The organism is Dactylosporangium sp. NPDC051087, from assembly GCF_055586325.1.
This window is the reverse complement of record NZ_JBVJIJ010000004.1, coordinates 335,085-359,011: the sequence shown is the minus strand read 5'-3', so window position 1 is coordinate 359,011 and position 23,927 is coordinate 335,085. Positions and strand designations below refer to the sequence as shown.

The following is a 23,927-nucleotide window of genomic DNA, read 5'->3' as shown; positions in this document are numbered from 1 at the left end:
GAAAACTTTTTCGACAAAGCGTTATTGACCCTGAGCTGGTCCGTCTCCTGAATAGTTCGACAGGAGGATGCGGATGGGCACGGCCACGGTGATCGCGGCGAGGGATGGTGACCAGCGGGCGCTCGACGCCCTGGTCGCCGAGTACCTGCCGCTGATCTACAACATCGTCGGGCGGGCGCTGCAGGGGCACGCCGACGTCGACGACGTGGTGCAGGAGACCATGCTGCGCATCGTCGACGGCCTGCCGCGGCTGCGTGAGCCCGACAGCTTCCGGTCCTGGGCCGTCGCCATCGCCATGCACCAGGTCAGGGACCGGCACCGCCGGCAGACGCAGGCGCCGCTGGTCGGGGACCGGGCCGACCCGACCGACACCGCCGACCCCGGCGCCGACTTCGCCGACCTCGCGATCACCAGGCTGCGGCTGTCCGGCCAGCGCCAGGAGGTCGCCGAGGCGACCCGGTGGCTCGACCACGACGACCGGGAGCTGCTGTCGCTGTGGTGGCTGGAGGCCGCCGGGCAGCTGGAGCGCGAGGAGGTCGTCGAGGCGCTGCACATCACCAAGCAGCACGCCGCGGTGCGCATCCAGCGGATGAAGGCGCAGCTCGACGCGGCCCGCGCGGTGGTGCGGGCGCTCGCCGCGCGGCCCCGCTGCCCGGAGCTGATGGCGGTCGTGGCCAGCTGGGACGGGCGGCCGAGCGCGCTGTGGCGCAAGCGGCTGGCCCGGCACACCCGGGAGTGCCAGCGCTGTGACCGTGCGTGGACCGACATGGTCGCCGCCGAGCGTCTTCTCGCGGGCATTTCGCTGGTACCGGTCCCGTTCGTCTTCAGCGCGGCGGCCGTGAAGACGGGGGCGATCGGCACGGCGGCGATCGGCGCGAAAGGGCTGAAGGGGCTGATCCTCGGCTGGTTCGGCGCCGCGAAGCCGGCCCTGGCGGGGGTCGCCGCGACCGTCGCGATCGCCGGCGCGGCGGGCGCGGTCTACGTGGCCACGAACGGCGAGCAGAAGCCGGCGGTGGTGTCCCAGCCCGGCGAGTCGCCGTCCGCCGAGCAGAGCCAGAGCCCGGCGCCGGCGCAAAGTCCGAGCAGCGCCCCGCCGTCGAGCGTCGCCCCGTCCAAGCAGAACCTCCCGCCGGCGGTGAAGAGCCCGAAGAAGGGCATCAGCACCAACGGCAAGGTCAACTTCAACCAGGCCGCGGTCAAGGACATGAAGGCCGGCTGGTACTACAACTGGTCGCCGAGCCCGAGCTTCGGCGCGACCAGCGGCGTCGAGTTCGTGCCCATGGTCTGGGGCACCGCCAACGTCGACGCCGACGTGGCCAAGGCGAAGGCCAACGGCAAGGTGCTGCTCGGCTTCAACGAGCCGGACCTCAAAGAGCAGTCGAACATGAGCCCCGAGCAGGTGCTGGACCTGTGGCCGAAGCTCCAGGCGTCCGGCCTGCGGCTGGGCAGCCCGTCCGTCGCGTACGGCGGCGACACCGCCGGGGGCTGGCTCGACCGCTTCATGGCCGGGGCGAAGCAGCGCGGCTACCGGGTCGACTTCATCACGCTGCACTGGTACGGCGGCGACTTCGGACCGGACGCGCCGAACCAGCTCAAGCGCTACCTGCAGAACGTCTACAACCGGTACAAGCTGCCCATCTGGCTGACCGAGTACGCGTTGATGCGGTTCGAGAACGGCACCGTCTACCCGAGCGTGGACCAGCAGGTCAGCTTCGTGAAGAGCTCCACGGCGATGCTCGAAGGGCTGTCGTTCGTCGAACGGTATGCCTGGTTCATCCTGTACAGCTCGAAAGCGGGCGACACCGGTCTCTACAGCAACGGCACCACCCCGACCGGGGTGGGCGCCGCCTATCGCGCAGCAGGAGGATGATCATGGACGCGAGATCGGGTGGCGCCGCCACACTGCTCGGTGCGCTCAACGACGCCTGTGAGGATTTCCAGCGGTACGGGCAACAGGTCGCCGCCACGCACGGCCCGATCCACTGGGAGCTGATCGGCCGCATCGGACCGGGTGAGGCGCCGTTCGCCCTGGTCGGCGTGGTGCTGCGGTACGACCGGACCACCGTCGACCTCGGTGTCGACCTGTGGGTGCGGGAGGGCGCGTTCGAGGTCAGCGGCTACGGCACCGTCGACGGCAGGCGGCTGCTCATCGACCTGCCGGACGTGCTGACCCCGGACCTCGACGAGGCGATCGACGTCCTGCGCGAGTACACGCGGCGGCTGTGCTCCTACCGCAACGTGCTCGACGACGTCGCCTGAAGCGCCGGCCGGCGCCCTCGTGCGCGCAGGATGCGCAGGTGGACGGTGAGCGCGACCAGGCCCACCGCCGCGGTCAGCGCGCCGCAGGTGACGAAGGCGGCCGACGCGCCGACCGCCTGCACCAGCGGCGCGCCCATCAGCGTGCCCAGGGGCGTCGACACGACGATCACCGCGCCGCGGGCGGCGAGCACCGGCGGCAGCCGCCAGGCCGGCACCCTGCGCTGGAACAGCGCCATGCTGGTCGCCGGGTACGGCGCCCAGGCGAGCCCGGCGAACGCGAGCGTGACCATGTGCGCCCACAGCGGCAGCGCCAGGCCGAGCGGCATGAGCAGCACGCCGAACGCGATCACCGCGACGATCGTGGTCGGCCACAGCGGCAGCCTGCGCAGGTGCCCGGTGGCGACCGCGCCGGTGAGCGCGCCCACGCCGAAGGCCGTGTACAGCAGCCCGACCTCGCTCGCCGACGAGGCGAACAGCGGCACCGCGACCGGCAGCGGCCCGAACAGCAGGAAGAACCAGAACGTCAGCACCATCAGCCCCAGCAGGTCCGGATCCCGGCGGATCGCCGCGAAGCCCTCGCCGCGGTCCCGGTCCGGCGGCACGGCCGGGGCCGCGACCGGCGTCAGCGCCCTGATCTGCAGGAACGACACGGCGAGCACGGCGAAGGTGGCGGCGTCGACGGCCAGTACCGCCGGCGCCCCCAGGACCGCGATCAGCAGCCCCGCGATCGCCGGGCCGGCCACCGTGGACGCCTCCGTGATGACCGTGAGCAGCGCGTTCGCCGGCAGGTGCAAGGTGTCCGGCAGGACCTGGGCGATGACGGTGTACCGGCCGGCCGACCCCCACGCCGACAGCAGCGCGGACATGCCCAGCAGCAGCACGTACCGGAAGATCGACAGCCCGCCGCAGGCCGACAGCAGCGCGATGGCGCCGAGGAACACCGCCCGCAGGATGCCGTCGCACGCCACGAGCTGCGCGGCGCCGCAGTTTCGCAGCAGCGGCCTGAGCATGATCGCGCCGATGGCGCCGGGCAGCGCGTACGCGGCGATGGCGAGCCCTACCCACAGTCCCCGCGCGTGCCCCGGCGCCAGCTGCAGCGCCACCCAGCCGACCGCGACGGCGCTCATGCCGTCACCCAGCGCGGACAGCACCAGCCCGGGGAGGATCCGGTTGAAGACGGGGTGCCGGATGACCGGTAGATAGGGAGACATCGATTGATTCTTACTCAGATGCTGGGCATTCTCCAAGGATGATCGTCGAGCGCGTAACGGCCGCGGCTCGGGGTAACCAGAAATCCATGGCGAACTTCGGTTACACACTGATGTGTGAGCAGACGGGACCCACGGAACTCGTCGACGACGCGGTCCGCGCGGAAGAGGCCGGCTACGACTTCGCGGCGATCTCCGACCACTACAACCCGTGGCTGGTCGAGCAGGGGCATTCGCCGTTCGCCTGGTCGGTGCTCGGCGCCGTCGCGTACGCCACCCAGAACCTCGAACTGATGACCATGGTGACCTGCCCGATCCGCCGCTACAACCCGGCGGTCGTGGCCCAGCAGGCGGCGACGATCGGGGTGATGTCCCAGGGTCGCTTCACGCTCGGCCTCGGCGCGGGGGAGAACCTCAACGAGCACGTCGCGGGCGCCTGGCCGCACCGGACCCAGCGGCACGAGATGCTCCAGGAGTCCCTGGAGATCATCCGCCCGCTGCTGGCCGGCGAGACGGTCCACCACGGCGGCACCTACTTCGACGTGCCCGAGGCGCGGCTGTGGGACCGCCCCGACGACGGGGTGCCGGTCGTCATGGCCGTCTCCGGGCACGACTCGCTGCACCTGGCCGAGCCGCTCGACGGCACCGTCGCCGTCACCCCCGACGCCTCCCTGCGCCTGCCTGGCAAGCCCGCGTACGGGCAGGTCGCCGTCTGCTACGGACCCGACGAGTCCGAGTGCCGCAAGCGCGCGCTGGACCAGTGGCGCTGGTTCGGGCTGCAGTGGCCGGTCCTCTCGGAGCTGCCCGACCAGCGCGCCTTCGACGCCGCGTCAGCCAACGTCTCCGAGGACGACGTCGCCGCGTCCGTGCCGTGCGGCCCCGACCTGGACACGCACGTCGCGGCGGTCCGCAAGTACGTCGACGCGGGCTTCACCCACATCGCGCTGGTCCAGATCGGCGGCGGCCACCAGGAGGACTTCCTGGCCTGGTCCGAGTCCGAGCTGCTGCCGGCCCTAAACGCCGCCGGGGCGTAGGCGGGGGAGCCGGGAGTCGACGTCCGGCACCGAGTAGCCCAGGGCGCGCAGGCGGCTCGACACCTCCTCGATCGGCTTGCGGATCTTCTGCGCCGCGGCGAGCAGGTGGTTGAGCGGCACCGGCTGGCCCGCGTCCAGCCACGGCCTGGAGCCGTCCAGGTCGGTGCTGGCCAGGAGCAGGTCGTTGGGCTTCACCGAGTCGACCTGGATGCTGCTGAGGTCGACGTCGACGGTGTAGCCCAGCGTCTCCAGCCGCGCCGCGACCTCGTGCACCGGCCGGCGGACCCGCCGCGCCGCCTGCAGCAGGTGCGGCAGCGGCACCTGCTCGTCGAGGTCCAGCCACGGCTGCGAGCCGTCCAGGTCCCGGCTGGTGATCAGCAGGTCGTCGGGCTCCACCTGGTCCAGCGACGGACCCGAGCCCTGCAGGCTGACCGCGTAACCGAGGAACGTCAGCCGGGCCGCGATGTCGTGCACGCTGCGGCGGGTCCGCTGCGCCGCCCGCAGGATGCGGATCGTCGGGACCGCCTTCATCGGGTCCAGCCACGGGTCCGAGCCGTCGAGGTCCTCGCTGGTGATCGTCAGGTCGTCGGGCTCCAGGTGGTCGATGAGGATCGCGTCGGGGTCGACGTCGACGCGGTAGCCGACCGCCGCGAGCCTGGTGGCGACGTCGCCGACGTCCCGGCCGGTCGCCTCCGTCGCCCGCAGCAGGTGGATCAGCGGCACCGGGCGCGCCGGGTCCAGCCACGGCTGCGAGCTGTCCAGGTCCCGGCTCGCCAGCTGCAGGTCCTCCGCCTCCAGCTTCACGGTGTCCAGGGCGTCGAGGTTGCCGCCGACCGTGAAGCCGAAGCTGCCCAGCCGCGCCACGACCTCCGCCACCGGCCGGCCGGTCCGCTCGGCGGCGCGCAGCACGTGCACCGGCGCCACCTCCTCGTGCAGGTCCAGCCACGGTGACGTGCTGTCCAGGTCGCGCGAGATGAGCACCAGGTCGTCGGACTCGACGCTCAGCGCCTCCCAGCCGGCCTCCAGGGGGTAGCCCAGCAGCGCCAGCCGCGCCGCGGTCTCCTCGGCGGGCAGGTCGACCTTGTGCGAGGCGCGCAGGATGTGCAGCCGCGTCACCGGCTCCCGCGGGTCGAGCCACGGGTGCGAGCCGTCGAGGTCCCGGCTGGCGATGGTCAGGTCCTTCGGGCCGAACTGCTCGATCGGCAGCATGTCCACGTCGACGTCCACGTCGAAGCCCAGCTGCCGCAGCCTGGCGACGATCTGCTGGATCGGCCGGCCGGTCTTGTGGGTCGCCCGCAGCAGGTGTACGAGGTGCACCGGCTGGTCCGGGTGCATCCACGGGCGGGTGCCGTCCACGTCGCGGCTGGTGAACACGAGATCGTCCGGGTCGACGCCGACCTGCGCGGCACCCACCGACGGCTCGTAGCCGAGCTGGTCGAGGCGGGCCGCGATCTCCGGGGCGCTCCGGCCGGTCTTGCGCGCCGCGCGTACGAGATGGACCAGCGGCACGATGTCGACCGGCTCCAGCCACGGGCCGGTGCCGTCGACGTCGACGCTGAGCAGCAGCGCGTCGGACGGCCGGGAGCGCAGCGCCCGCTTCCAGTCCGCGCCGGGCTTGAGCACCTTGCGGTACCGGCCGCCGGCCGCGAGCGCGGTCAGCCGCCACTCGACCAGCTCGTCGGGGCCGCCCACCGGCCCGTCGTTGGCCACGAAGCAGCCGGTGACGGACGCGTCGACGGTCTCGCCGTCCATGTCCCACTTGCCGTGGCCACGCTCGATCGCCTGCTCGAAGATGAGGTCCGCGACCAGCGGCCGGATCGGCGCCAGGCGGCACAGCCACTCGTAGCCGAGCAGCGTGGTGCCGGGCGCGGTGAGGGCCGGGACCGCCTCCCACAGCAGGCGGTCGACGTCGTCCTCGCGGTACGCCAGGATCTTCGTCCGGTCGACGGACAGCCGCGGCGCGAGGTCCCGGTTGAGGTTGACCACCGCGCCGAAGATCTCCTTGCCGGCGTAGAGGCCGTCGGCGAGCAGCGCGCCGGTGCCCTTGCACCACCACACCCGCGACCCCTCGGCCGCGACCACCCCGACCCCGACGCCGTCCTCGTCCTCGTCCTCGTCGTCGACCGCGGTCGCCGCCTCCGACAGCTCGCCCGGCGCCCACGCCTGCGTCTCCACGCCGTCGGTCGCGTCGGTGGCGAACTCGGCCACCCACAGCAGCTTGCGCAGCTCCTCGACCGACGCGACGGTGACCCCCTCGCGCAGGTGCAGCCGCACGGTCGTGCCCGAGCCGTCGCCGGGACCGAGATCCTGGATGCGGAACAGGCTGCCCGGCCCCGCGATCGACACCCGCAGCCGCTCACCGGCCTGCCCGTCGCGGCCCATCCGGCACGTCTCGACGGTCAGCTCGTCGGCGAGCATGAAGTAGCTGAGCACGCCGATGCCGAAGCGGCTGTTCGGGAAGAGCTGCACCGGCGGGTCCAGCCGGGCCCACTCCGCCTGCTCCTCCAGGAACTCCGGCAGGTCCGCCAGCCGCACGCCGGCCTGCGAGAACACCTCGCTGAGCTCGCGCACGCCCATGCCGATGCCGTTGTCCACACAGTCCAGATACGGCCGGCCGGCGTCGTCGACGCCCTGCTCGAAGCGGATCCGGCCGTCCCACGCCGGCTGCTCGGAGCCGGTCCGGGTCAGGAACTCGGTGCGCGCCTCCCGGTAGCGGCAGGCGTCGAGCGCGTTCTGGTACAGCTCGCGGATGGCGAGCGCCGGGTCGCCGTACAGCTGCTCGCCCATGAGCAGCTCCCGCACCCGGTCCTCGGCCAGCCGGAACCGGACCCCGGCCGACTGGTAGGCGGGGACCCCGTCGACGACCGCGGGACCGACCTCGTCGGTGGCGGCCCGGTTGGGCAGGTGCCGCAGCGGGGCGAGCGAGTCGTCCCGGGAGGCGGCCCGCTGCGCCTCGGCGAGGAGCTGGTTGAGGGTCTCGACGTGGACGCGCAGCGCCACCTCGATCGAGGGGTGGGCGCAGTCGGCGGCCAGGACGAGCGTCGCACCGCGAAGATCCCACCGCGCCGCGTGGACCGTGCCGATCACCTGACCCGGCGTGACCGGGTCGCCGATGCCGAGGTGCTCGCCGATGACCTCGGGCAGGACCGTCGCCTCGATCGCCAGCCAGCGGGCGATCGTCAGCAGGAACGCGACCAGCCGCTCCCGCGTGCCGTGCCGGCCCTGGGAGACCAGCGACTCGGGCCGGTCGTGCCGGTTGAGGAACGCCGGGTCGGCGCGGATCGCCCGCAGCAGCTCGGCGAGGCGCTTCTGCGGCTCCTCGCTGAGCGCGGTCGCCAGGTCCTGGGTCTGCCCCTCGGGCCCCTGGATCAGCGACTCGATCGTCGACGGCTGATACGCGGCGGGCCGCCGGCCGATCCACCGGTGCAGCAGCCACCAGCCGAGCTCCGCGGCGGCCTCCCGCCGGCCCGCGCGGATGGCGGCGAGCGCACGGCGGTGCGGCTGGGCATACGTCTGGGAGAACCGCTCGAACGCGGCCCGGTCGCTGGACGCGTCCTGCGACGGCTCCAGGTCGCCCGGCTGCACCCCGCGCTCGGCGGCGGCGATGCCGGCCCAGAGCGCGTCGTGCAGGAACGGGGTCGTCACCAGCAGCGCCGCCTCGGCCCCGCTGAAGGTCACGTCCGGCGGCAGGAACCCGACCAGGGCCGCGACCTGCTCGGACATCCGCCGGGCGAAGTCGCCGTCCTGCCACGGGTCGTCCGCCAGCAGGGCCGCGGACCGTCTGCGTGCCTCGGCGAGCTGGCGAACGAGCGTCACCGCACTGTCACGATGCGACGTGCCCTCGGTCACCCGCCCCCACACCGCGTGCTGTGCAGCGAACGTTTCCCAGCCGTCAGGAGCCATGCGGGAAAACTTACCGGCCGAGGGCAACGGATTGCTCCTGTTGGGGCCGAACGGACGGTCGCGCGTCCTTGCGTGCGCAGGCTACGGTGCAGCGGGCAATGATGGCCGCTGGAAGGAGCACGTCGGGTATGTCCGTCGCTGAAGACGGCAACGAGCAGGTGCAGCCGGGCGAATCGCAGCAGCGTACGGACCGGGCGGCGCGGCATCGCGTCCCGCCGACGGCGTCCGCCGCCGCGAAGGTCCCCCGCCTGCCGGAGCCGTTCAACCCGGCGAAGCCGACGTTCCCGGCAGGTGCGGCAATTCCCCGCCAACGCCGCGGCGGCCCCACGGCGATCGCGACCGCCTCGATCCCGCTCGTTCCCGTCGAGGACGACAAGCCGGACTTCGACGCCCTCTTCGCCGACGCGCTGGGCGACGAGCCCACCTCCACGCCCGACGCCGATGCCGACCTCGAAGCCGAGGCCGAAGCCGATGCCGTGGTCGATGCCGGTGCCGCGCCTGTCGTCGCGCGCGAGTCGGATGCGGATGCGGACGAGACGGCCGTCGATGCGCTCGCTGACGGCGTGGAGGCCCCGGCCCTGATCGAGGCGTCTTCTGTCGAGGAGTCGGCCTTCGAGGCAGAGGGCGCGGGTCCGGACGAGGGCGAGGACCCGGCGACGGTCGGCACGCTCGCCGGCGAGGCCAGGGCGAACGCAGTGTCGTTCCTGGCCGAACCTTCCGGGTCCGCCGAGCCTGTGGCGCTCGGTAAGCCGGCGGCCGGGTCGCCGTCGCCGGTGGACCCCGCCGCGCTCGACGCGGCTCCGGCGGAAGGGCCCGAAGACGAGCCGGTCGACGTCGTCGCCGTCGGGGCGGCGCCCGTCCCGGCCGCGCCGGTCGGGGTCGCGCCGGTCGTGGTGACCGCCGACGACTCGCCCACGGTCGCCGACTACGTGCCGCCGGTGCTCGCGATCGTCACCGACGACCCCGCGGACGAGGACGGCGACGACTACCGTGGCTCCCGCCGCCGGACCGCGCCCTGGCGCAGGTACCCGGTCGGTGCCGTCGCCGTCGCCGTGCTGATCCTGCTCATCACCGCCGCCGTGGTCCTGCAGCTGGTCCGCAGCGACGGCGACAGCCCGACCCCGGCCGCCGACACCAGCACGCAGCGCCCCAACATCGGCGGGCTGCCCGAGGTGACCCGGGACGTGCCGTCCCCCGCGGCGTCCAGCGCCCCGGGGTCGGCGAGCCCGTCGCCGAGCCGGTCGCGGACCTCGGCGCGCCCCTCGGCCTCGGCGTCCGCGTCGAAGTCCGCGAGCTCCGCCCCGCCCCCGGCCCCGCTGATCAGCGGCCAGCTGGTCGGCGTCGGCTCCGGCAAGTGCCTGGAGTACCGCTCCGGCGAGAGCAACCGCGCCGTCATCGACAACTGCGACGCCCGCAACTCCGGCCGCACCAACCAGCGCTGGACCCTGCACGCCGACGGCACGGTCCGCGCCGACGGCGGCTGCCTCGACGTGCTGAACGCCGGCACCGCCAACCGCACCCCGGTGCGCCTCCTCACCTGCAACAGCACCCCCGCCCAGCGCTGGACCGTCCGCGGTGACGGCACCCTGCAAAACGTCAACTCCAAGCGCTGCCTCGACGTCGAGAACGGCGGCACCGGCGCCGGGAACGCCGTCATCATCTGGGACTGCAGCGGCGCCGCCAACCAGAAGTGGAACCGCCAGGCCTACTGACCCGCGATCGCGGGACCGGGTGCGTTTTCGTGCGCCCGGCGGAGGTAGGGGCGGACCGCCCGACGGCATTCGCGCGTGCGTCGAAAATGCCACCTGGCATTCATGAACCTGGCTTATTTGCCCTCTGAGCGGCGCTTTTGTGCCAGACGTGGTGTGGCTCTATCCCGGGACGCCCGGCGCGGCTAGTTTGTTAGGTAACACAACGAACCACACGCACGGGCCGGTCGACTCCTCGGCGGGAGGACACCGGTTCCTTTACGCACAGCGGTTTTCGGCGAACCGTTGCGCGCAGCGACCTGTGTCCACCCCGCACAAGGAGCTCCGTGTTCACCCAACGCCGGCGCGCTGCACGCGCGCTACTCAGCCTTGCCTCCTTATCCCTGATCACGACCGCGGCCGTCGCACTTCCGGCCGTCGCCTCCGCTGAAGCAGCTCCCGTTCAAGCACCCCAGGCACAGGCCGTCGACCCGTTCGACGTGCTCGTGTTCTCCAAGACCGCCGGGTTCCGGCACGACGCCATCCCCGCCGGGATCACCGCGATCCAGCAGCTCGGCGCCGCCAACGGCTTCACCGTCGACACGACCGAGGACGCCGGCGCGTTCACCGACGCGAACCTCGCCAAGTACGAGGTCGTCGTCTGGCTGTCCACGACCGGTGACGTGCTCGACGCCGACCAGCAGGGCGCTTTCGAGCGCTACATCAAGGCCGGCGGCGGCTACGCCGGCGTGCACGCCGCCAGCGACACCGAATACGACTGGCCCTGGTACGGCGAGCTGGTCGGCGCCTACTTCACCAGCCACCCGGCGCAGCAGCAGGCCACCATCAAGGTCGAGGACCCGGCGCATCCGTCCACGAAGGACCTGCCGGACCGCTGGAGCCGCTACGACGAGTGGTACAACTTCCGCGCCAACCCGCGCTCGAAGGTGCACGTCCTGGCCAGCCTGGACGAGAGCAGCTACACGCCCGGGACCGGCGCGATGGGGGCGGACCACCCGTTCGCCTGGTGCCGCGACTACGACGGCGGCCGTTCCTGGTACACCGGCGCGGGCCACACCCAGGAGTCCTACTCCGACCCGCTGTTCCTCAAGCACCTGCTCGGCGGCATCGAGACCGCGGCCGGCGTGCTCAAGTCGGACTGCAGCGCCACGCTGACCAGCGGCTTCGAGAAGGTGACGCTGGACAGCAACACCAACAACCCGATGGAGCTCGCGGTCGCGCCCGACGGCCGGGTCTTCTACATCGAGCGCGACGGGCGCGTCCAGATCGTCAAGCCGGACACGCACACCACCGTCACGGCCGCCACGATCCCGGTGTTCACCGGCAACGAGGACGGGCTGCTCGGCATCACCCTCGACCCGGGCTTCGCCCAGAACCACTGGGTCTACCTGTACTACGCGCCCAACGGCGGCGGCCCCCGCAACGTGCTCAGCCGCTTCACCGCGGTCGGTGACACGATCGACCTGAGCAGCGAGAAGCAGGTGCTGCAGGTCGACACGCAGCGCAACACGTGCTGCCACGCCGGCGGCACGATGACGTTCGACAGCGCGGGCAACCTGTACCTCGCGACCGGCGACAACACCAACCCGTTCGAGTCCGACGGCTACGCGCCGATCGACGAGCGGGCCGGCCGCCAGGACTACGACGCGCAGCGCAGCTCCGCCAACACCAACGACCTGCGCGGCAAGGTCATCCGCATCAAGCCGCAGGCCGACGGCACCTACACGATCCCGGCCGGCAACCTCTTCCCGGTCGGCACCGCGAAGACCCGCCCCGAGATCTTCGCGATGGGCTTCCGCAACCCGTTCCGCATCGGCGTGGACCCGAAGACCAACACGCTGTACGTCGGCGACTACGGCCCGGACGCCAGCCAGGCGAACGCCAACCGTGGCCCCGGCAACACCGTCGAGTGGAACATCGTCGGGCAGCCCGGCAACTACGGCTGGCCGTACTGCACCGGCGCGAACGTGCCCTACCGCGACTGGACGTTCCCGTCCGGCCCGGCCGGCCCCGCGTTCGACTGCGCCGCACCGGTCAACAACTCGCCCAACAACACCGGTCTGACGAACCTGCCGCCGGTCATCGCGGCGACCGTCGACTACGACTACGACGGCAACCCGCGCTTCCCCGAGATCGGTGGCGGCGGCGCGCCGATGGCCGGCCCGGTCTACCGGTACAACGCGGACTCCACCTCGGAGACGAAGTGGCCGCAGTACTACGACGGCAAGGCCATCTTCGGCGAGTGGAACCAGAACAAGCTCTACACCATGCAGGTCACCGCCGACGCTAAGTCCCTTGTGGACATCAACCAGGCGCTGGTCGGCATGAGCACGATCCGCCCGATGGACATGGAGTTCGGCCCCGACGGCGCGCTCTACCTCATCGAGTGGGGCACCGGCTTCGGCGGCAACAACGACGACTCCGGCGTCTACCGCATCGACTACATCGCCGGTGACCGGGCCCCGATCGCGCAGGCCGCGGCGAACCCGACCAGCGGCCCCGCGCCCCTGGCCGTGCAGTTCTCCAGCGCCGGGTCCCGCGACCCCGACGGGCAGCAGATCACGTTCGCCTGGGCGTTCGGCGACGGTGGCACCTCCACCGCGGCGAACCCGACGCACACGTACACCAGCAACGGCAACTTCACCGCCCAGCTGACGGTCACCGACTCCGAGGGGCGCAGCGCCACCGCGAACGTGCCCGTCACCGTCGGCAACACCGCGCCGAAGGTCACCATCACCCTGCCGCCCGACGGTGGCTTCTACGAGTGGGGCGACCAGGTCGCGTTCACGGTCACCGTGACCGACCCCGAGGACGGCACCGTCGACTGTGGACGCGTGCAGATCCAGTACCTGCTGGGCCACGACGAGCACGCGCACCCGCTCAACCAGTACACCGGCTGCAGCGGCACCGTGCAGACGTCCCTGGCGAGCGGCCACGGCGCCGACGCCGACGTCTTCGCGGTGATCGAGGCGTCCTATGTGGACAACGGCGGTGCCGGCGGTGCCGGTCCGCTCACCGGGCGCTCGCTCGTGCAGCTGCAGCCCAAGCGCAAGCAGGCCGAGTACTTCGCGGCCACCGGGCGGGTGCCGGGCTCGACCGCCGGCGGCGACCCGGGCGTGCGCACCGAGACCACCGGTGACCCGCAGGGCGGCTTCCAGAACATCGGCTTCGTCGAGGAGGGTGACTGGTTCTCGTTCGCGCCGGCCAACCTCACCGGCATCAGCCAGCTGCGGATCCGCGCCGCCTCCAACAACGCCAGCGGCGGCACGATCCAGGTCCGCACCGGCGCGCTCGACGGTCCGATCGTCGGATCCGTCGCGGTGCCCGGCACGGGTGGTTGGCAGACCTATGTGGACCTGACGGTCGACGTGACGCCGAGCACCTCCAGCGGCCCGCTGTACTTCATCGCCACCGGGTCGGGCGCCGGGTACAACGTCAACTGGGTCGACTTCATCGGCCGCGGCGTGACGGACAACGCGCCGCCGGTGGTCACCGCGACCGCCACCCCGCCGACGGGCACGACGCCGTTCAACGTCGCGTTCGCCGGCAGCGCCACCGACGCCGAGGGCGACTACCCGCTCACCTACGCGTGGGACTTCGGCGACGGCGGCACGGCCACGACGGCCAACGCCACGCACACCTACACGGCGCCGGGGACCTTCACCGCGACGCTGACCGTCACCGACGCCCGCGGCGCCAAGGGGTACAAGAGCGTCACCGTGCGGGCCGAGGCGCCGAACACGTCCTGCTTCGGCGCGAAGTCCGACGACTTCCTCGGATCCACATTGGACCGTGCGAAGTGGAGTGTCGTCCGGGAGAACCAGACGTTCTCCGTCGCGGGCGGCTCGCTGATCCTGCCGACCGCCGCCGGTGACCTCTACGGTGGCCGCAACGACGCGACCAACCTGGTCGTGCAGCCGGCCCCGACCGGTGCCTGGCAGGCCACCACGAAGGTGACCCTGACCGCGGCGGCGAACTACCAGCAGGCCGGCCTGATCGTCTACGGCGACGACGACAACTACGCCAAGGTCGATCTGCTCTACGGTGACTCGCGCAAGATCGAGTTCATCCGGGAGACCGCCGGCAGCCCGCGCAACGAGGGCGCCGACGCGATCCCGGCCCAGCCCGGCGACACGTACTACGTGCGCATCGCCTCGGACGGCACCAACCTGACCGCGTTCTACTCCACCGACGGCACCACGTTCACCCCGGTCGGACGGGCGGCGGCGCTCGCCGGCATCGCCAACCCGAAGATCGGCCTGTTCGCGCTCAACGGCGGCACCACCGCGCCGGTCGTCAACGCGAGCTTCGACTACTTCCAGCTGGTGCCGGACGAGCCGACGACCTCGACCGACCCGAACGACGAGTTCACCGGGTCCACGCTGGACCACTGCCGGTGGAACGCGATCGTGCGGGAGGACTCCACGAAGTACCGGGTGAGCAACGGCGCGCTGCAGATCGACGTCCCCAACGGCGACGTCTACGGCGCCGACAACTCCAACCCGGCCAACTTCATCCTGCAGAAGGCGCCCACGGGTGACTTCACGCTGGACACGAAGATCGACGGCTCGCTGTTCAACGAGCAGTACCAGCAGGGCGGCCTGATCGTCTACGGCGACGACGACAACTACGTCAAGTTCGACTTCGTCGCGGACAACCAGGCGGGTCAGACGGTCTCGCGGCGCATCGAGTTCCGCAGCGAGATCGCCGGGGCCGTGCAGAACCCGCAGCCCGGGGCGAACAACCTGACCGCCGCGGTCTGGTACCTGCGGCTGGCCAAGGCCGGTAACGTCTACACCGCCTCGTACTCGGCGGACGGCGTCACCTACACCGCGCTGGAGCCGCTCACCAACGCCGCGGTGGCGAACAGTGCCAAGGTAGGCCTGTACACCCTCGGCGCCGGGCAGAAGGCGTCGAAGCCGGCATCGTTCGACTACTTCCGGATCAGCACCGCCGCGGTGGACACGACGGCACCCGTCGCCACGTCCACTGTGGATGGTCCGCAGTCGAACGGCTGGTACACCGGGCCGGTCACCGTGACCCTCGCGGCGACCGACAACGCGGGCGGCTCCGGTGTCGACAAGGTCGAATACCAGCTCGACGCCGACAGCACCTGGACGGCCTACACCGCTCCGGTCGCGGTCAGCGGCGACGGTACGCACACCGTGAAGTTCCGCGCCTCGGACAAGGCCGGCAACGTCTCGGCGGTGCAGACGACCACCGTGAAGATCGACGCGACCGCGCCGGTCACCACGGCGGCGTTCGCGCCGGCGACCGACGCCGGCTGGCACAACGGCGCCACCCCGGTGACGCTCGCGGCCACCGACGCCGGTGCGGGAGTGTCCAAGGTGGAGTGGTCGCTCGACGGCGGCCCGTGGACGGCGTACACGACGCCCGTCAACGTGACCGGCAACGGCCAGCACGAACTGCTCTACAAGGCGACCGACGCGGCCGGTAACACCGAGACGCTCAAGTCCGCCATCCTGAAGATCGACGGCACCGCGCCGACGGTCATCGTCGCCGGCCTCGCCGACGGCCAGCTCTACGGCGACAGCCAGGACGTCCGCGTCACCTGGCAGGCCATCGACCCCGTCTCCGGCATCCGGTCGGTCACCGGGTCGCTGGACGGCGGCGCCTACCAGACCGGCACCCTGCAGGCCATGTACGAGCTCGACCTCGGCCTGCACGAGCTGGTCGTCGTCGGCACCGACAACGCCGGCAACACCACCACCAGCACCGTGCGGTTCTTCGTCACCACGTCGTTCCGGGACATGCAGAACCTCCTGGACCGCTTCAAGGCGACGAGCCGGTTGACCACCAAGGCCTACAACCAGCTGTCGGACCAGCTCGCGAAGGCCCGCAAGGCCGAGGCGAGCGGCAACGACAAGAAGGCGCTGAAGGAGCTCGCGGCCTTCCGCGACCTGCTGACCGCCAAGCTGGTCCCCGAGGCCGAGGTCCGGGACACGTTGACCCGGGACGCGGACGCGATGACGGTGCGGCTCGGCGGTACACCCCCCAACAACGCGGGAGTGAAGGCCAACGCCGGCAAGTCGCTGAAGGGAACCGGGCGCCTCGACGAGGACCCGAACAGGGTGAAGAAGAACGGCAAGCTGTGAAGTCCGTCGTTGCCCTGCTGGCACTCGCGGTGCTGGCGCTCGCCCCCGGCGACCTCAACCTTGAGGTCGCCGGGGACGGCGCCGAGGGGGTGACCGTCCGAGCGCTCAGCGCGGACGGCCGCCCCGCCGAGGGGGACCTCCGCCTGGTGCTGACCGCTACCGCGGAAGGCGGCCGGACGGTCGGCCCGTTGCAGCTCAACGCGGCCTCGGAGGGGCGCGGTTTCTACTCCTCCGGGCCGGTGCTGCCGGCCGGGGCGACGTGGACCGTCGTCGTCACCGGGGCGGGCGCCAAGGCTTCGGCGGTGGTCGCGTCGCGGCCCGCGCAGACGCCACCCGCCGTCGCCAAGCCGGTGCCACCCGCATCCCCACCCTCCCGCCTGTGGATCTGGGGACTCGGGGCCGCCGTGGCGGCGGGCGCGTTCGCCGTCGTCGCGGTGGTGCGGCGCCGGGCTTGACGCTCGGCGATCGACAACAGCGACACCGATGTGAGCAACAGGCCTGCACCAGCCGCTGACCAGCCCGTCAGCGGCTCGTGCAGGACCAGCACGCCGAGGGCGACCGCGGCGAGCGGCTCGATCAGGGCCACGACCGACGCGGTCGTGGCCCTGACCACGCTCAGGCCCGCGAAGAACAGCGCGTAGGCGAGGGCGGTCGGCACCGCGCCGAGGAACGCCAGCAGCGCGACCGTCTCACCGGTCCCGCCCCTGGTCGGCAGGAGGCCCTCGATCATGGCCAGCGGCAGCAGTACCACGGTGCCGACCGCGAACCCGCCGAGCGCGGCGTCGTAGGGGTCGTCCTTCGCGGCCCGGTTGAGCAGCGTGACGCCGGCGTATCCGGCCGCGGACACCAGCGCCACGGCCAGGCCCGCCGCCGTGACGTTGCCGTCGACCCCGATCAGCAGCACCAGCCCGACCAGCGAGGTCGCGACGATCGTCCCCTGGAGGGGCTCCTTCAGGAGCACCCGCGCGCCGACGGCGACGAGCACCGGGCCCGAGCCGAGGACGACGATCGTGGCGACGGCGACACCGGTGAGGTCGATCGCCACGTAGTAGGTGCTCTGGTACAGGGCCATGCCGAGGCCGTTGACGGTCCTCATCTTCCAGTTGGCGGGTGCTCCGGTCCGCGCTCTGAACGGGCGCATGGCCGCGAGCAGGAGGATGCCGCCGAGGTACCGCCAGAACGTGACGGCGATCGGGCCGAGGCCGCTGTGGTCGTACAGGACGGCGGCGACGAACCCGCCGGCGCCCCACGCGGCGGCCGCTACCGCGACGTAGAACAATCCCCTATTGACACTGTTATGTCCCATTTATGCGTTACTCCCGAATTGTGGTTTCCGCTATTACCCTTTCGATTTCTGCGGGCAGCGGTCACCGGCGCCGGGGCTTTTTGGTCTCCGCGGCGCTGATTCGGGGTCGTTCGCCGGCCGCCCGCTAACGGGTGGGTGGCGACAGCACGACACGCAAGCACATGCCGCGCACGGTAGCGATCACCCGCCGGCGGGACACCTCAATTACCTGCGACGATCACGTTCTGGTGACAAGTCCCCGACACCGCCGTGGTGATCATCACTGTCCGCTGCCGGCTTCGCGCTGCTGACCGGCGCTTTTACGCGTGGCGGTGACAATTCGTGTCCGGGTTTTCATCGGATTGTCACCCTTCGATGGGTCGACCCGTCCAGCTGATGACCACTACGCTGTAGCGACACGCACAGCCGGAGGTCGCGCCGTGGCTCTTTCCGCACCCGCCACGCACGGGTCATCCTCAGGACAAGGCCTGCCCTGGACCCTCGACGGCGGCAGAGGCATCCTCGGCCTCGACCCCATCACCGGCGCCCTCGTGGTCTGGGCCGCGCTGATGGGCATCATCATCCTGTTCATCCTCTTCGCCGCGATCCTGTCCCGCTGGAGCCTGGCCCGCATCAACCGGGCCGAGCGCCGCGCCGAGGTCGCCGAGGCCGACGCGAGCCTCAGCCCCGCCGAGCGCGCCCGCCTCCGCGTCGAGGCCGGCGAGCTGATCCGCCAGGCCGCCGCGACCGCCGCCGCCGCGAAGCGGGCCCAGATCGAGGTCGTCGAGGCCCAGGCCCGCGCGCTCGCCGCCCAGCAGGCCCGCGAGGTCGCGTGGGCCACGTTCGACGTCGCCCAGAAGGCCTACGAGGAGGCCCTGCGCTCCGCTGCCACCGAGTCGTCGCCGCCGGCCGAAGAGGACGAGGACGCCAAGCGCGAGGTCTCCCGCGCCGCCCTGGACGCCTTCAAGCGCGGCGACATCACCGTCGACGCCCTCGAGTCCGTCTTCAAGGGCGCCTCCGGCTGGGACCCGCTGCAGGAGCTGCAGGCCCGCGAGATCGAGCTGCGCCGCTCCGCCGAGAGCCGCGCCCGCCGCCTCTATGACGCCGCCACCGCCACCGAGCGCACCGCCGTCAAGGCCGCGGACGTTGCGGTCGTCGCCGCCCAGGCCCTGGCCGAGGAGGCCGCGGAGGTCGCCGAGGAGGCCGCCGAGCTGCGCAACACCCTCGACGCCGCCCGGCAGTCCGCGATCACCGCCTCCACCGTCGCCCGCCCCAAGCGCCGCGTCCCGCAGCAGCGCGCGAAGAACGCTCGCGCCACCGAAACCGCCACCACCCGCCCCGGCCCGGACGTCACGGTCACCTCCGACCCCGACCGCACGCAGGACATCCGCGCCGCGATCGAGGCCGCCGCGGCCGCGAAGGCCCCGCTCACCGAAGCCGCCTGACCCCACCTTCCGCCGGTCCCGTCCGACCGCACCGCCCGGCACCGCCGCCACCCGGCGCCGGGCAGCGCCGAGGGCGTCGACCCGGGGGCGGCGGGGTGCGCGCACGGTCACCTCCGACCGCGACCGCACGCAGGACATCCGCGCCGCGATCGGGGCCGCCGCGGCGAAGGCCCCGCTCGCCGAAGCCGCCTGACCCCGCTTTGCACCGGTTCCGTCCGGCCGCACCGCCCCGGCGCCGCTGCCACCCGGCGCAGGGTGCCGCCGATGACGTCGACAGGGCCGCGGCGCGCGACGGGGCACCACAAGGCGGACCCCGGACAGGCCACGCGCGGTCAGGGAGCACAGGAACGCCGGCCGGCCACCGCTGTCCTCATCAGACGTGACATCCGCGGCCGGCGTTGACCCGGCCGCGATCAGGGCGTGGATCCCTGCGCTCCGGCCGTGTCCGCGGACCTTGATCGCTGGCGTCGGCAGGCCGGGCGGATACGCCGTCGCGGCCATGCCGGCCAGGGCTTGTTCGGCGCGGTGTCCCGGTCCCGCCGCCGGTGGCCGTTGCGGAGGTCGTCGACGCGTTCGCCGCAAGCCGGCACCGCACACAAAGACGTCGGCCTCGGCGGACATGAGCGCGCATCCGGGGTGAGCATCCCCCGACTGGGGCGGAGCGCAGCATGAGTGCGCGGGGGAGTAGGGATCTGAGGGGTTGTAGAACGAGCGTTCACTGTCGCAGCATGGACGCATGGGTGAGCTTGTGGCGCTGCCCAAATCGGGCGACGTGTTCGAAGATGTGCGGGGCGACGACCGCACCATGCGGGTGACCTGTCACCCGATGCGCGGCACCGTGGTCGTGTCGCTGTGGGTGGACAAGATCTGCCGGGCCTCGTTTCAGCTGGCCGAGGGCGACCTGCCAAGGTTGCGGGCCGCCCTCGATGCCATGGAGTTCACTTCGGCGCCGATGGTGGTGCGGGAGGAGAGCGCCTAGCTAGGGCAGGTGCAGCACCATGCTCGGCGACGGGTGCTCCAGGACGACCCGGCCGGGCTGGGGCACGCCGGTCGCGGGGTCCAGCTCCAGCAGCGTGACCGTGTCGGAGTGCTGGTTGGCAACGACCAGGGCGCCGTCCAGCAGGGCGAAGTGGCGCGGCCACGTGCCGCCGGTGGACACCTCGTCCAGCGGGGAGATGCCGGAGTCCGACACCGCGAACGTCGTGATCGTGTCGTTGCCCCGGTTGGCGACGTAGAGGCGGGTGCCGTCCGGCGAGAGCACCAGCTCGCTCGGGAAGTTGTCGCCCGCGGGCGGGACCAGCACCGACGGTTGGACGTCGCGCACGGCGAAGTCGGCGGAGAGCACGGAGACCGTCGAGGTGAGCTCGTTGGCGACGAACACGCGGCCGTCGGGGTGCAGGACCAGGTGCCGCGGCCCGCTGCCCAGCGGGGCCTTCGAGGCGACCCCCACCCGGGACAGGGTCCCGGCGGGCGACAGCTCGTAGTGGACGATCTCGTCGAGGCCGAGGTCCACCACGTACACCATGGAGCCGCGGACCGTCACCTGATGGGCGTGCGGCGCGGTCTGGCGTGCCGGGTGCACGCTGCCGCCGGTGTGCTGCACCAGGTCGGTGCGGGAGGTCAGGGCGCCGTCGGCGGAGAGGGCGAAGACGGAGACGCTGCCGCCCTGGTAGTTGGCGGACAGGAGGAAACCGTCGGTGACCGCCAGGTGACACGGGGAGGCGCCGCCCGTCGGCAGCGACCCCATCGGGGTGCCGTCCGGGCGGAACGCGGCGACGTGGCCCTCGTCCAGCTCGGCGACCGTGTAGATCACCCCGGTCGCGGCCGAGAACGCCAGGTAGGACGGCGATGAGGTGCGGATCGGTGGGGCCGAGGGCTTGAAGTCGTCGTCGAAGATCGAGATCTGGTCTGCGTAGGAGCCGATGAGCACTGGCACCCCACCAACCTAACGGTCCCCGATGGTGGGGCCAGCACCACCACAAACAGCGGGGCTGCCCGGCTCGTGACCGGGCGCGGACAACGCGAGGCTGGACGGCATGACGCTGCTGGCCGACCGAACGTCCGACTTCACGACGTTGTCGAAACACATCCGGGCGGCCGGTCTGCTCGACCGCCGCCCCGGCTATTACGCCCTCAGGTTCACCCTGGTGGGTGCCCTCTACGCGGGCGGCTGGGCGACCCTCGTCCTCGGCAGCCCGCTGCTGGCCGCGGTCCTGCTCGCCGTCGCGTTCGCGCAGGTCGCGCTCGTCGCCCATGACCTGGCGCACAAGCAGGTGTTCCGCAAGCAGAAGATCTCCGAGATCCTCGGCATGCTGGTCGGCAACCTCGGCATCGGGATGAGCTACGGCTGGTGGATGAACAAGCACACCCGCCACCATGCCAACCCCAACCACGAGGAGCACGACCCCGACGTGGCGCCGGACATCCTGGTCTGGTCGACCCGGCAGGCGAGCGAGGCCAAGGGCCTGGCCCGGATCATCGGCGGCTGGCAGGCGGTGCTGTTCTTCCCGTTGCTGTTGCTGGAAGGGTTCAACCTGCACGTCTCCAGCGCCCGCGCGATCGGCAGGATCAAGCGCTCCAAGCTCGAGGGTTTCCTGCTGTACGGCCACTTCGCGATCTACCTGGTCACCGTGTTCGCGCTGCTCTCGCCGGGCATGGCGGTCGCGTTCATCGCCATCCATCAGGGGCTGTTCGGCCTGTACCTGGGGATGACGTTCGCGCCGAACCACAAGGGCATGCCCACCCTGACCGGCGAGGACGAGCTCGACTTCCTGCGCAAGCAGGTGCTGACCTCCCGCAACGTGCGTGGCGGCCGCTGGGTCGACGTGCTGCTCGGCGGGCTGAACTACCAGATCGAGCACCACCTGTTCCCCAACATGCCGACCCCCAACCTGCGCAAGGCCCAGCCGATCGTCGAGCGGTACTGCGCGGAGATCGGCGTGCCGTACCTGTCGGCGTCGTTCGTCGACTCGTACTCGCAGGCGCTGCGTCACCTGCACGAGGCCGGGGCGCCGCTGCGCGGGTAGCGTCGAGGCGTGGACGCACTGTCGCTCGCCGACTTCAGGGCCCGGGTCGCCGCCATGTATCTGTCCGACGTGGACGTGGCGGGGTTCCGGGCCCTCCGCGACGCGCTGTTCGCGACGCATCCGCAGTCCGCGGCACCCGGACCGTTGCGGTACTTCCCGGTCGACCCGTCGTTCTCCGCCTCGGTGCCGATGGAGCCCGCCGAAGGTTCGCTGGAGATAGCGACCGGGGGCGAGGACGGTGTCCTGCGCTACGACCGGGTCGGTGTGCTGCCCACCCCGTGGGGCCGGCTGACGCTGTTCTGGCTGGCGGCGTACGGTGGCGGCCTGTTCCTGCCGTTCCGCGACGCGACCTGCGGCAAGGAGTCCTACGGCGCGGGCCGCTACCTGACCGACACCGTCAAGGGCACCCATGGCCGCGGCGTCACGCTGGAGCCGGACGGCCGGGTCAGGCTGGACTTCAACTACGCGTACAACCCCTCCTGCGCCTACGACGATGCCTGGGCGTGCCCGCTCGCGCCCTATGAGAACCGGCTCGAGGTCGAGATCAGGGCGGGCGAGCTGGCGTACACGTGAAAGGCCGGCCCCCGAGCGGGGACCGGCCTTTTTCTGAAAACCCGAAACTGTGAACCCGAAACCGGTCAGCGACCGCCGAGCAGCCCACCGACGAGCGGGAGGTTGCCGCCCGCGACGCCGTTGAGCAGCGGGAGCCCGCCGACCAGCGGCAGGGCCTCCTCGGCGCCCTCGGTGGCGGAGTGCCGCGGGCTGTACTGCGTCGAGTGCTTCGGCGCGTAGGTCTTCTCGGTGACCAGCGGCAGCTGGCTCGCCGCCTGCGGCAGGGCGCCGGTCGTCGGCACGAAGCGGCTCGCGACCGCCGTGGTGCTGACGCCGGGGGTCGGGCCGACGCCGCCGATCACCGGGACGCCGGTGACCGAGTCGTTCTTCAGCACGTCGCTGCCGCCGAGCGGGAGGTCGCCGACGACCGGCAGGCCCGTGCCCGCCTCGGTGCCCTGGATCCGCTGCACCCGCTGGTTGCCGGAGCGCTTGCCGGTCGCGCCGACCGGGATGGCGAAGTCGTCGACGGGCTTGAGCGTGCCCGTGACCGGCAGGCCACCGACGAGCGGCAGGCCACCCGTGCCACCGGCGAGACCCCCGACGAGCGGCAGGCCGCCACCGGCGGTGTTGCCCAGCGGCAGGCTCGTCGCCTCGGTCCCGACGGCGGGGAACGCGGTGCGGGTGTCGGCGATCGACGTGCCGCCCAGCGTGTCGCCGGCGTCGACCGGCATGCCGCTCACGCCCGGCAGGCCCCACTGCTGCAGCGAGCCGACCAGCGGCAGCGCGGCGACGGAGTCCTCGGCCGGCAGCGCCTTGCCCGGCGCGGCCGAGATGTTGGAGACCTTGCTCGACGTCGTCTTGGGCAGGCCCAGCATCTCCGTCGGCAGGAAGTCCAGCACGTTCGGAAGCTGCTGAGAGCTGCCGGAAGGGCGTACCAGCTGATTGCTCATGTGTGCGGTGGTGGTGCGGCGGCCCGACTGCGTGTCGCTGGCCGCGCTCGTGTCGATGCGCGAGCCATGGGCCTCGAGCTGCAGCGACTGGTTGTTGGGCCCGCCGGCGGGCGAGAAGAGATCGTCCAGCTGGCCGGGCGTTAGCGTGTCATCGGCATGTGCGGCACCGGCACCGAGCAGCAAAATGCCGCCGGCCACACCGACGGTACCGACCGCCCGGCGAAACCACGTGTTCATCCTCGTAAACCAATCTGGTCGACAAATCCGATCGCCTGTTCAACGACGAACTCGGACAAAGTGACGCGGCAGTTGTCGATCCGCCGGGGCTCCGGGGGTTGGTGATCTTCGTTAGGATCGTCCTGTGGAGTCCGAATCCTGGTTGATGCGTCGGCTCCGCAGCGGCCTTCCCCGCGCTCAGGCCATCACCCGTCCGTGGTCCC

The 23,927-nt window shown here is 71.8% G+C and carries 14 protein-coding genes; 9 read left to right on the top strand and 5 right to left on the bottom strand.

The genetic code is table 11. The features are described from left to right. The first annotated feature begins 73 nt into the window (after positions 1–73). Together ACZ6TV_RS10580 and ACZ6TV_RS10575 are read left to right on the top strand one after the other, a co-directional pair. Positions 74–1,870, top strand: a complete 1,797-nt coding sequence (locus tag ACZ6TV_RS10580) for a sigma-70 family RNA polymerase sigma factor (protein WP_465296890.1) — start codon at positions 74–76, stop codon at positions 1,868–1,870. A 2-nt stretch (positions 1,871–1,872) separates the two neighbouring features. Next, positions 1,873–2,259 (top strand): hypothetical protein, encoded by a 387-nt coding sequence (locus ACZ6TV_RS10575; RefSeq protein WP_354785174.1) that lies wholly within the window; start codon positions 1,873–1,875, stop codon positions 2,257–2,259. On the opposite strand, the gene ACZ6TV_RS10570 is transcribed toward ACZ6TV_RS10575, so the two are convergent. Further along, positions 2,229–3,470, bottom strand: a complete 1,242-nt coding sequence (locus ACZ6TV_RS10570; protein ID WP_465296889.1) for an MFS transporter — start codon at positions 3,468–3,470, stop codon at positions 2,229–2,231. The two genes, ACZ6TV_RS10575 and ACZ6TV_RS10570, sit on opposite strands and share 31 nt — an antisense overlap. 86 nt (positions 3,471–3,556) lie before the next feature. Here ACZ6TV_RS10570 and ACZ6TV_RS10565 point away from each other — a divergent pair, with 86 nt between their 5' ends. Next, on the top strand, positions 3,557–4,501 hold the full coding sequence (locus ACZ6TV_RS10565) for a TIGR03557 family F420-dependent LLM class oxidoreductase (RefSeq protein ID WP_465296888.1): 945 nt from the start codon (positions 3,557–3,559) through the stop codon (positions 4,499–4,501). Here the strand turns inward: ACZ6TV_RS10565 and ACZ6TV_RS10560 are convergent. Continuing rightward, entirely contained in the window at positions 4,481–8,404 is a 3,924-nt protein-coding gene (locus tag ACZ6TV_RS10560; protein WP_465296887.1) for a wHTH domain-containing protein, read from the bottom strand. The genes ACZ6TV_RS10565 and ACZ6TV_RS10560 overlap by 21 nt on opposite strands. 128 nt (positions 8,405–8,532) lie before the next feature. Here ACZ6TV_RS10560 and ACZ6TV_RS10555 point away from each other — a divergent pair, with 128 nt between their 5' ends. Both ACZ6TV_RS10555 and ACZ6TV_RS10550 read left to right on the top strand, forming a co-directional pair. After that, a complete protein-coding gene (locus ACZ6TV_RS10555) occupies positions 8,533–10,116 on the top strand; it encodes an RICIN domain-containing protein (protein WP_465296886.1) in 1,584 nt (527 codons plus the stop codon). 476 nt (positions 10,117–10,592) lie between these two features. After that, complete coding sequence (locus tag ACZ6TV_RS10550; RefSeq protein ID WP_465296885.1) at positions 10,593–16,229, top strand: ThuA domain-containing protein; 5,637 nt, start codon at positions 10,593–10,595, stop codon at positions 16,227–16,229. 223 nt (positions 16,230–16,452) lie between these two features. On the opposite strand, the gene ACZ6TV_RS10545 is transcribed toward ACZ6TV_RS10550, so the two are convergent. Further along, positions 16,453–17,508 (bottom strand): DMT family transporter, encoded by a 1,056-nt coding sequence (locus ACZ6TV_RS10545; RefSeq protein WP_465296884.1) that lies wholly within the window; start codon positions 17,506–17,508, stop codon positions 16,453–16,455. Between the two features lie 446 nt (positions 17,509–17,954). Between ACZ6TV_RS10545 and ACZ6TV_RS10540 the strand changes: the two genes are divergently transcribed. Continuing rightward, positions 17,955–18,959, top strand: coding sequence for a hypothetical protein (locus ACZ6TV_RS10540; RefSeq protein ID WP_465296883.1), 1,005 nt, complete (start codon positions 17,955–17,957; stop codon positions 18,957–18,959). Positions 18,960–19,695: 736 nt separating this feature from the next. Next, the gene (locus tag ACZ6TV_RS10535; protein ID WP_465296882.1) at positions 19,696–19,938 is read left to right on the top strand and encodes a hypothetical protein; all 243 of its coding nucleotides are present in this window, start codon (positions 19,696–19,698) and stop codon (positions 19,936–19,938) included. On the opposite strand, the gene ACZ6TV_RS10530 is transcribed toward ACZ6TV_RS10535, so the two are convergent. After that, positions 19,939–20,895, bottom strand: a complete 957-nt coding sequence (locus ACZ6TV_RS10530) for a lactonase family protein (RefSeq protein ID WP_465296881.1) — start codon at positions 20,893–20,895, stop codon at positions 19,939–19,941. It abuts the gene before it with no gap. 100 nt (positions 20,896–20,995) lie between these two features. Here ACZ6TV_RS10530 and ACZ6TV_RS10525 point away from each other — a divergent pair, with 100 nt between their 5' ends. Both ACZ6TV_RS10525 and ACZ6TV_RS10520 read left to right on the top strand, forming a co-directional pair. Beyond that, entirely contained in the window at positions 20,996–21,985 is a 990-nt protein-coding gene (locus tag ACZ6TV_RS10525) for a fatty acid desaturase family protein (protein ID WP_465296880.1), read from the top strand. Positions 21,986–21,994: 9 nt separating this feature from the next. Next, entirely contained in the window at positions 21,995–22,558 is a 564-nt protein-coding gene (locus ACZ6TV_RS10520) for a DUF1684 domain-containing protein (protein WP_465296879.1), read from the top strand. Positions 22,559–22,623: 65 nt separating this feature from the next. Here the strand turns inward: ACZ6TV_RS10520 and ACZ6TV_RS10515 are convergent, their stop codons facing one another. Continuing rightward, positions 22,624–23,724: a hypothetical protein gene (locus ACZ6TV_RS10515; RefSeq protein WP_465296878.1), complete on the bottom strand. Its 1,101-nt coding sequence runs from the start codon at positions 23,722–23,724 to the stop codon at positions 22,624–22,626. Positions 23,725–23,927: the final 203 nt, after the last annotated feature.

Excerpts from the sequence above, each read along its gene's own strand:
- ACZ6TV_RS10580 (WP_465296890.1), top strand. The coding sequence starts at position 74 with ATGGGCACGGCCACGGTGATCGCGGCGAGGGATGGTGACCAGCGGGCG.
- ACZ6TV_RS10575 (WP_354785174.1), top strand. The coding sequence starts at position 1,873 with ATGGACGCGAGATCGGGTGGCGCCGCCACACTGCTCGGTGCGCTCAAC.
- ACZ6TV_RS10570 (WP_465296889.1), bottom strand. The coding sequence starts at position 3,470 with ATGTCTCCCTATCTACCGGTCATCCGGCACCCCGTCTTCAACCGGATC.
- ACZ6TV_RS10565 (WP_465296888.1), top strand. The coding sequence starts at position 3,557 with ATGGCGAACTTCGGTTACACACTGATGTGTGAGCAGACGGGACCCACG.
- ACZ6TV_RS10560 (WP_465296887.1), bottom strand. The coding sequence starts at position 8,404 with ATGGCTCCTGACGGCTGGGAAACGTTCGCTGCACAGCACGCGGTGTGG.
- ACZ6TV_RS10555 (WP_465296886.1), top strand. The coding sequence starts at position 8,533 with ATGTCCGTCGCTGAAGACGGCAACGAGCAGGTGCAGCCGGGCGAATCG.
- ACZ6TV_RS10535 (WP_465296882.1), top strand. The coding sequence starts at position 19,696 with ATGGGTGAGCTTGTGGCGCTGCCCAAATCGGGCGACGTGTTCGAAGAT.
- ACZ6TV_RS10525 (WP_465296880.1), top strand. The coding sequence starts at position 20,996 with ATGACGCTGCTGGCCGACCGAACGTCCGACTTCACGACGTTGTCGAAA.
- ACZ6TV_RS10515 (WP_465296878.1), bottom strand. The coding sequence starts at position 23,724 with ATGAACACGTGGTTTCGCCGGGCGGTCGGTACCGTCGGTGTGGCCGGC.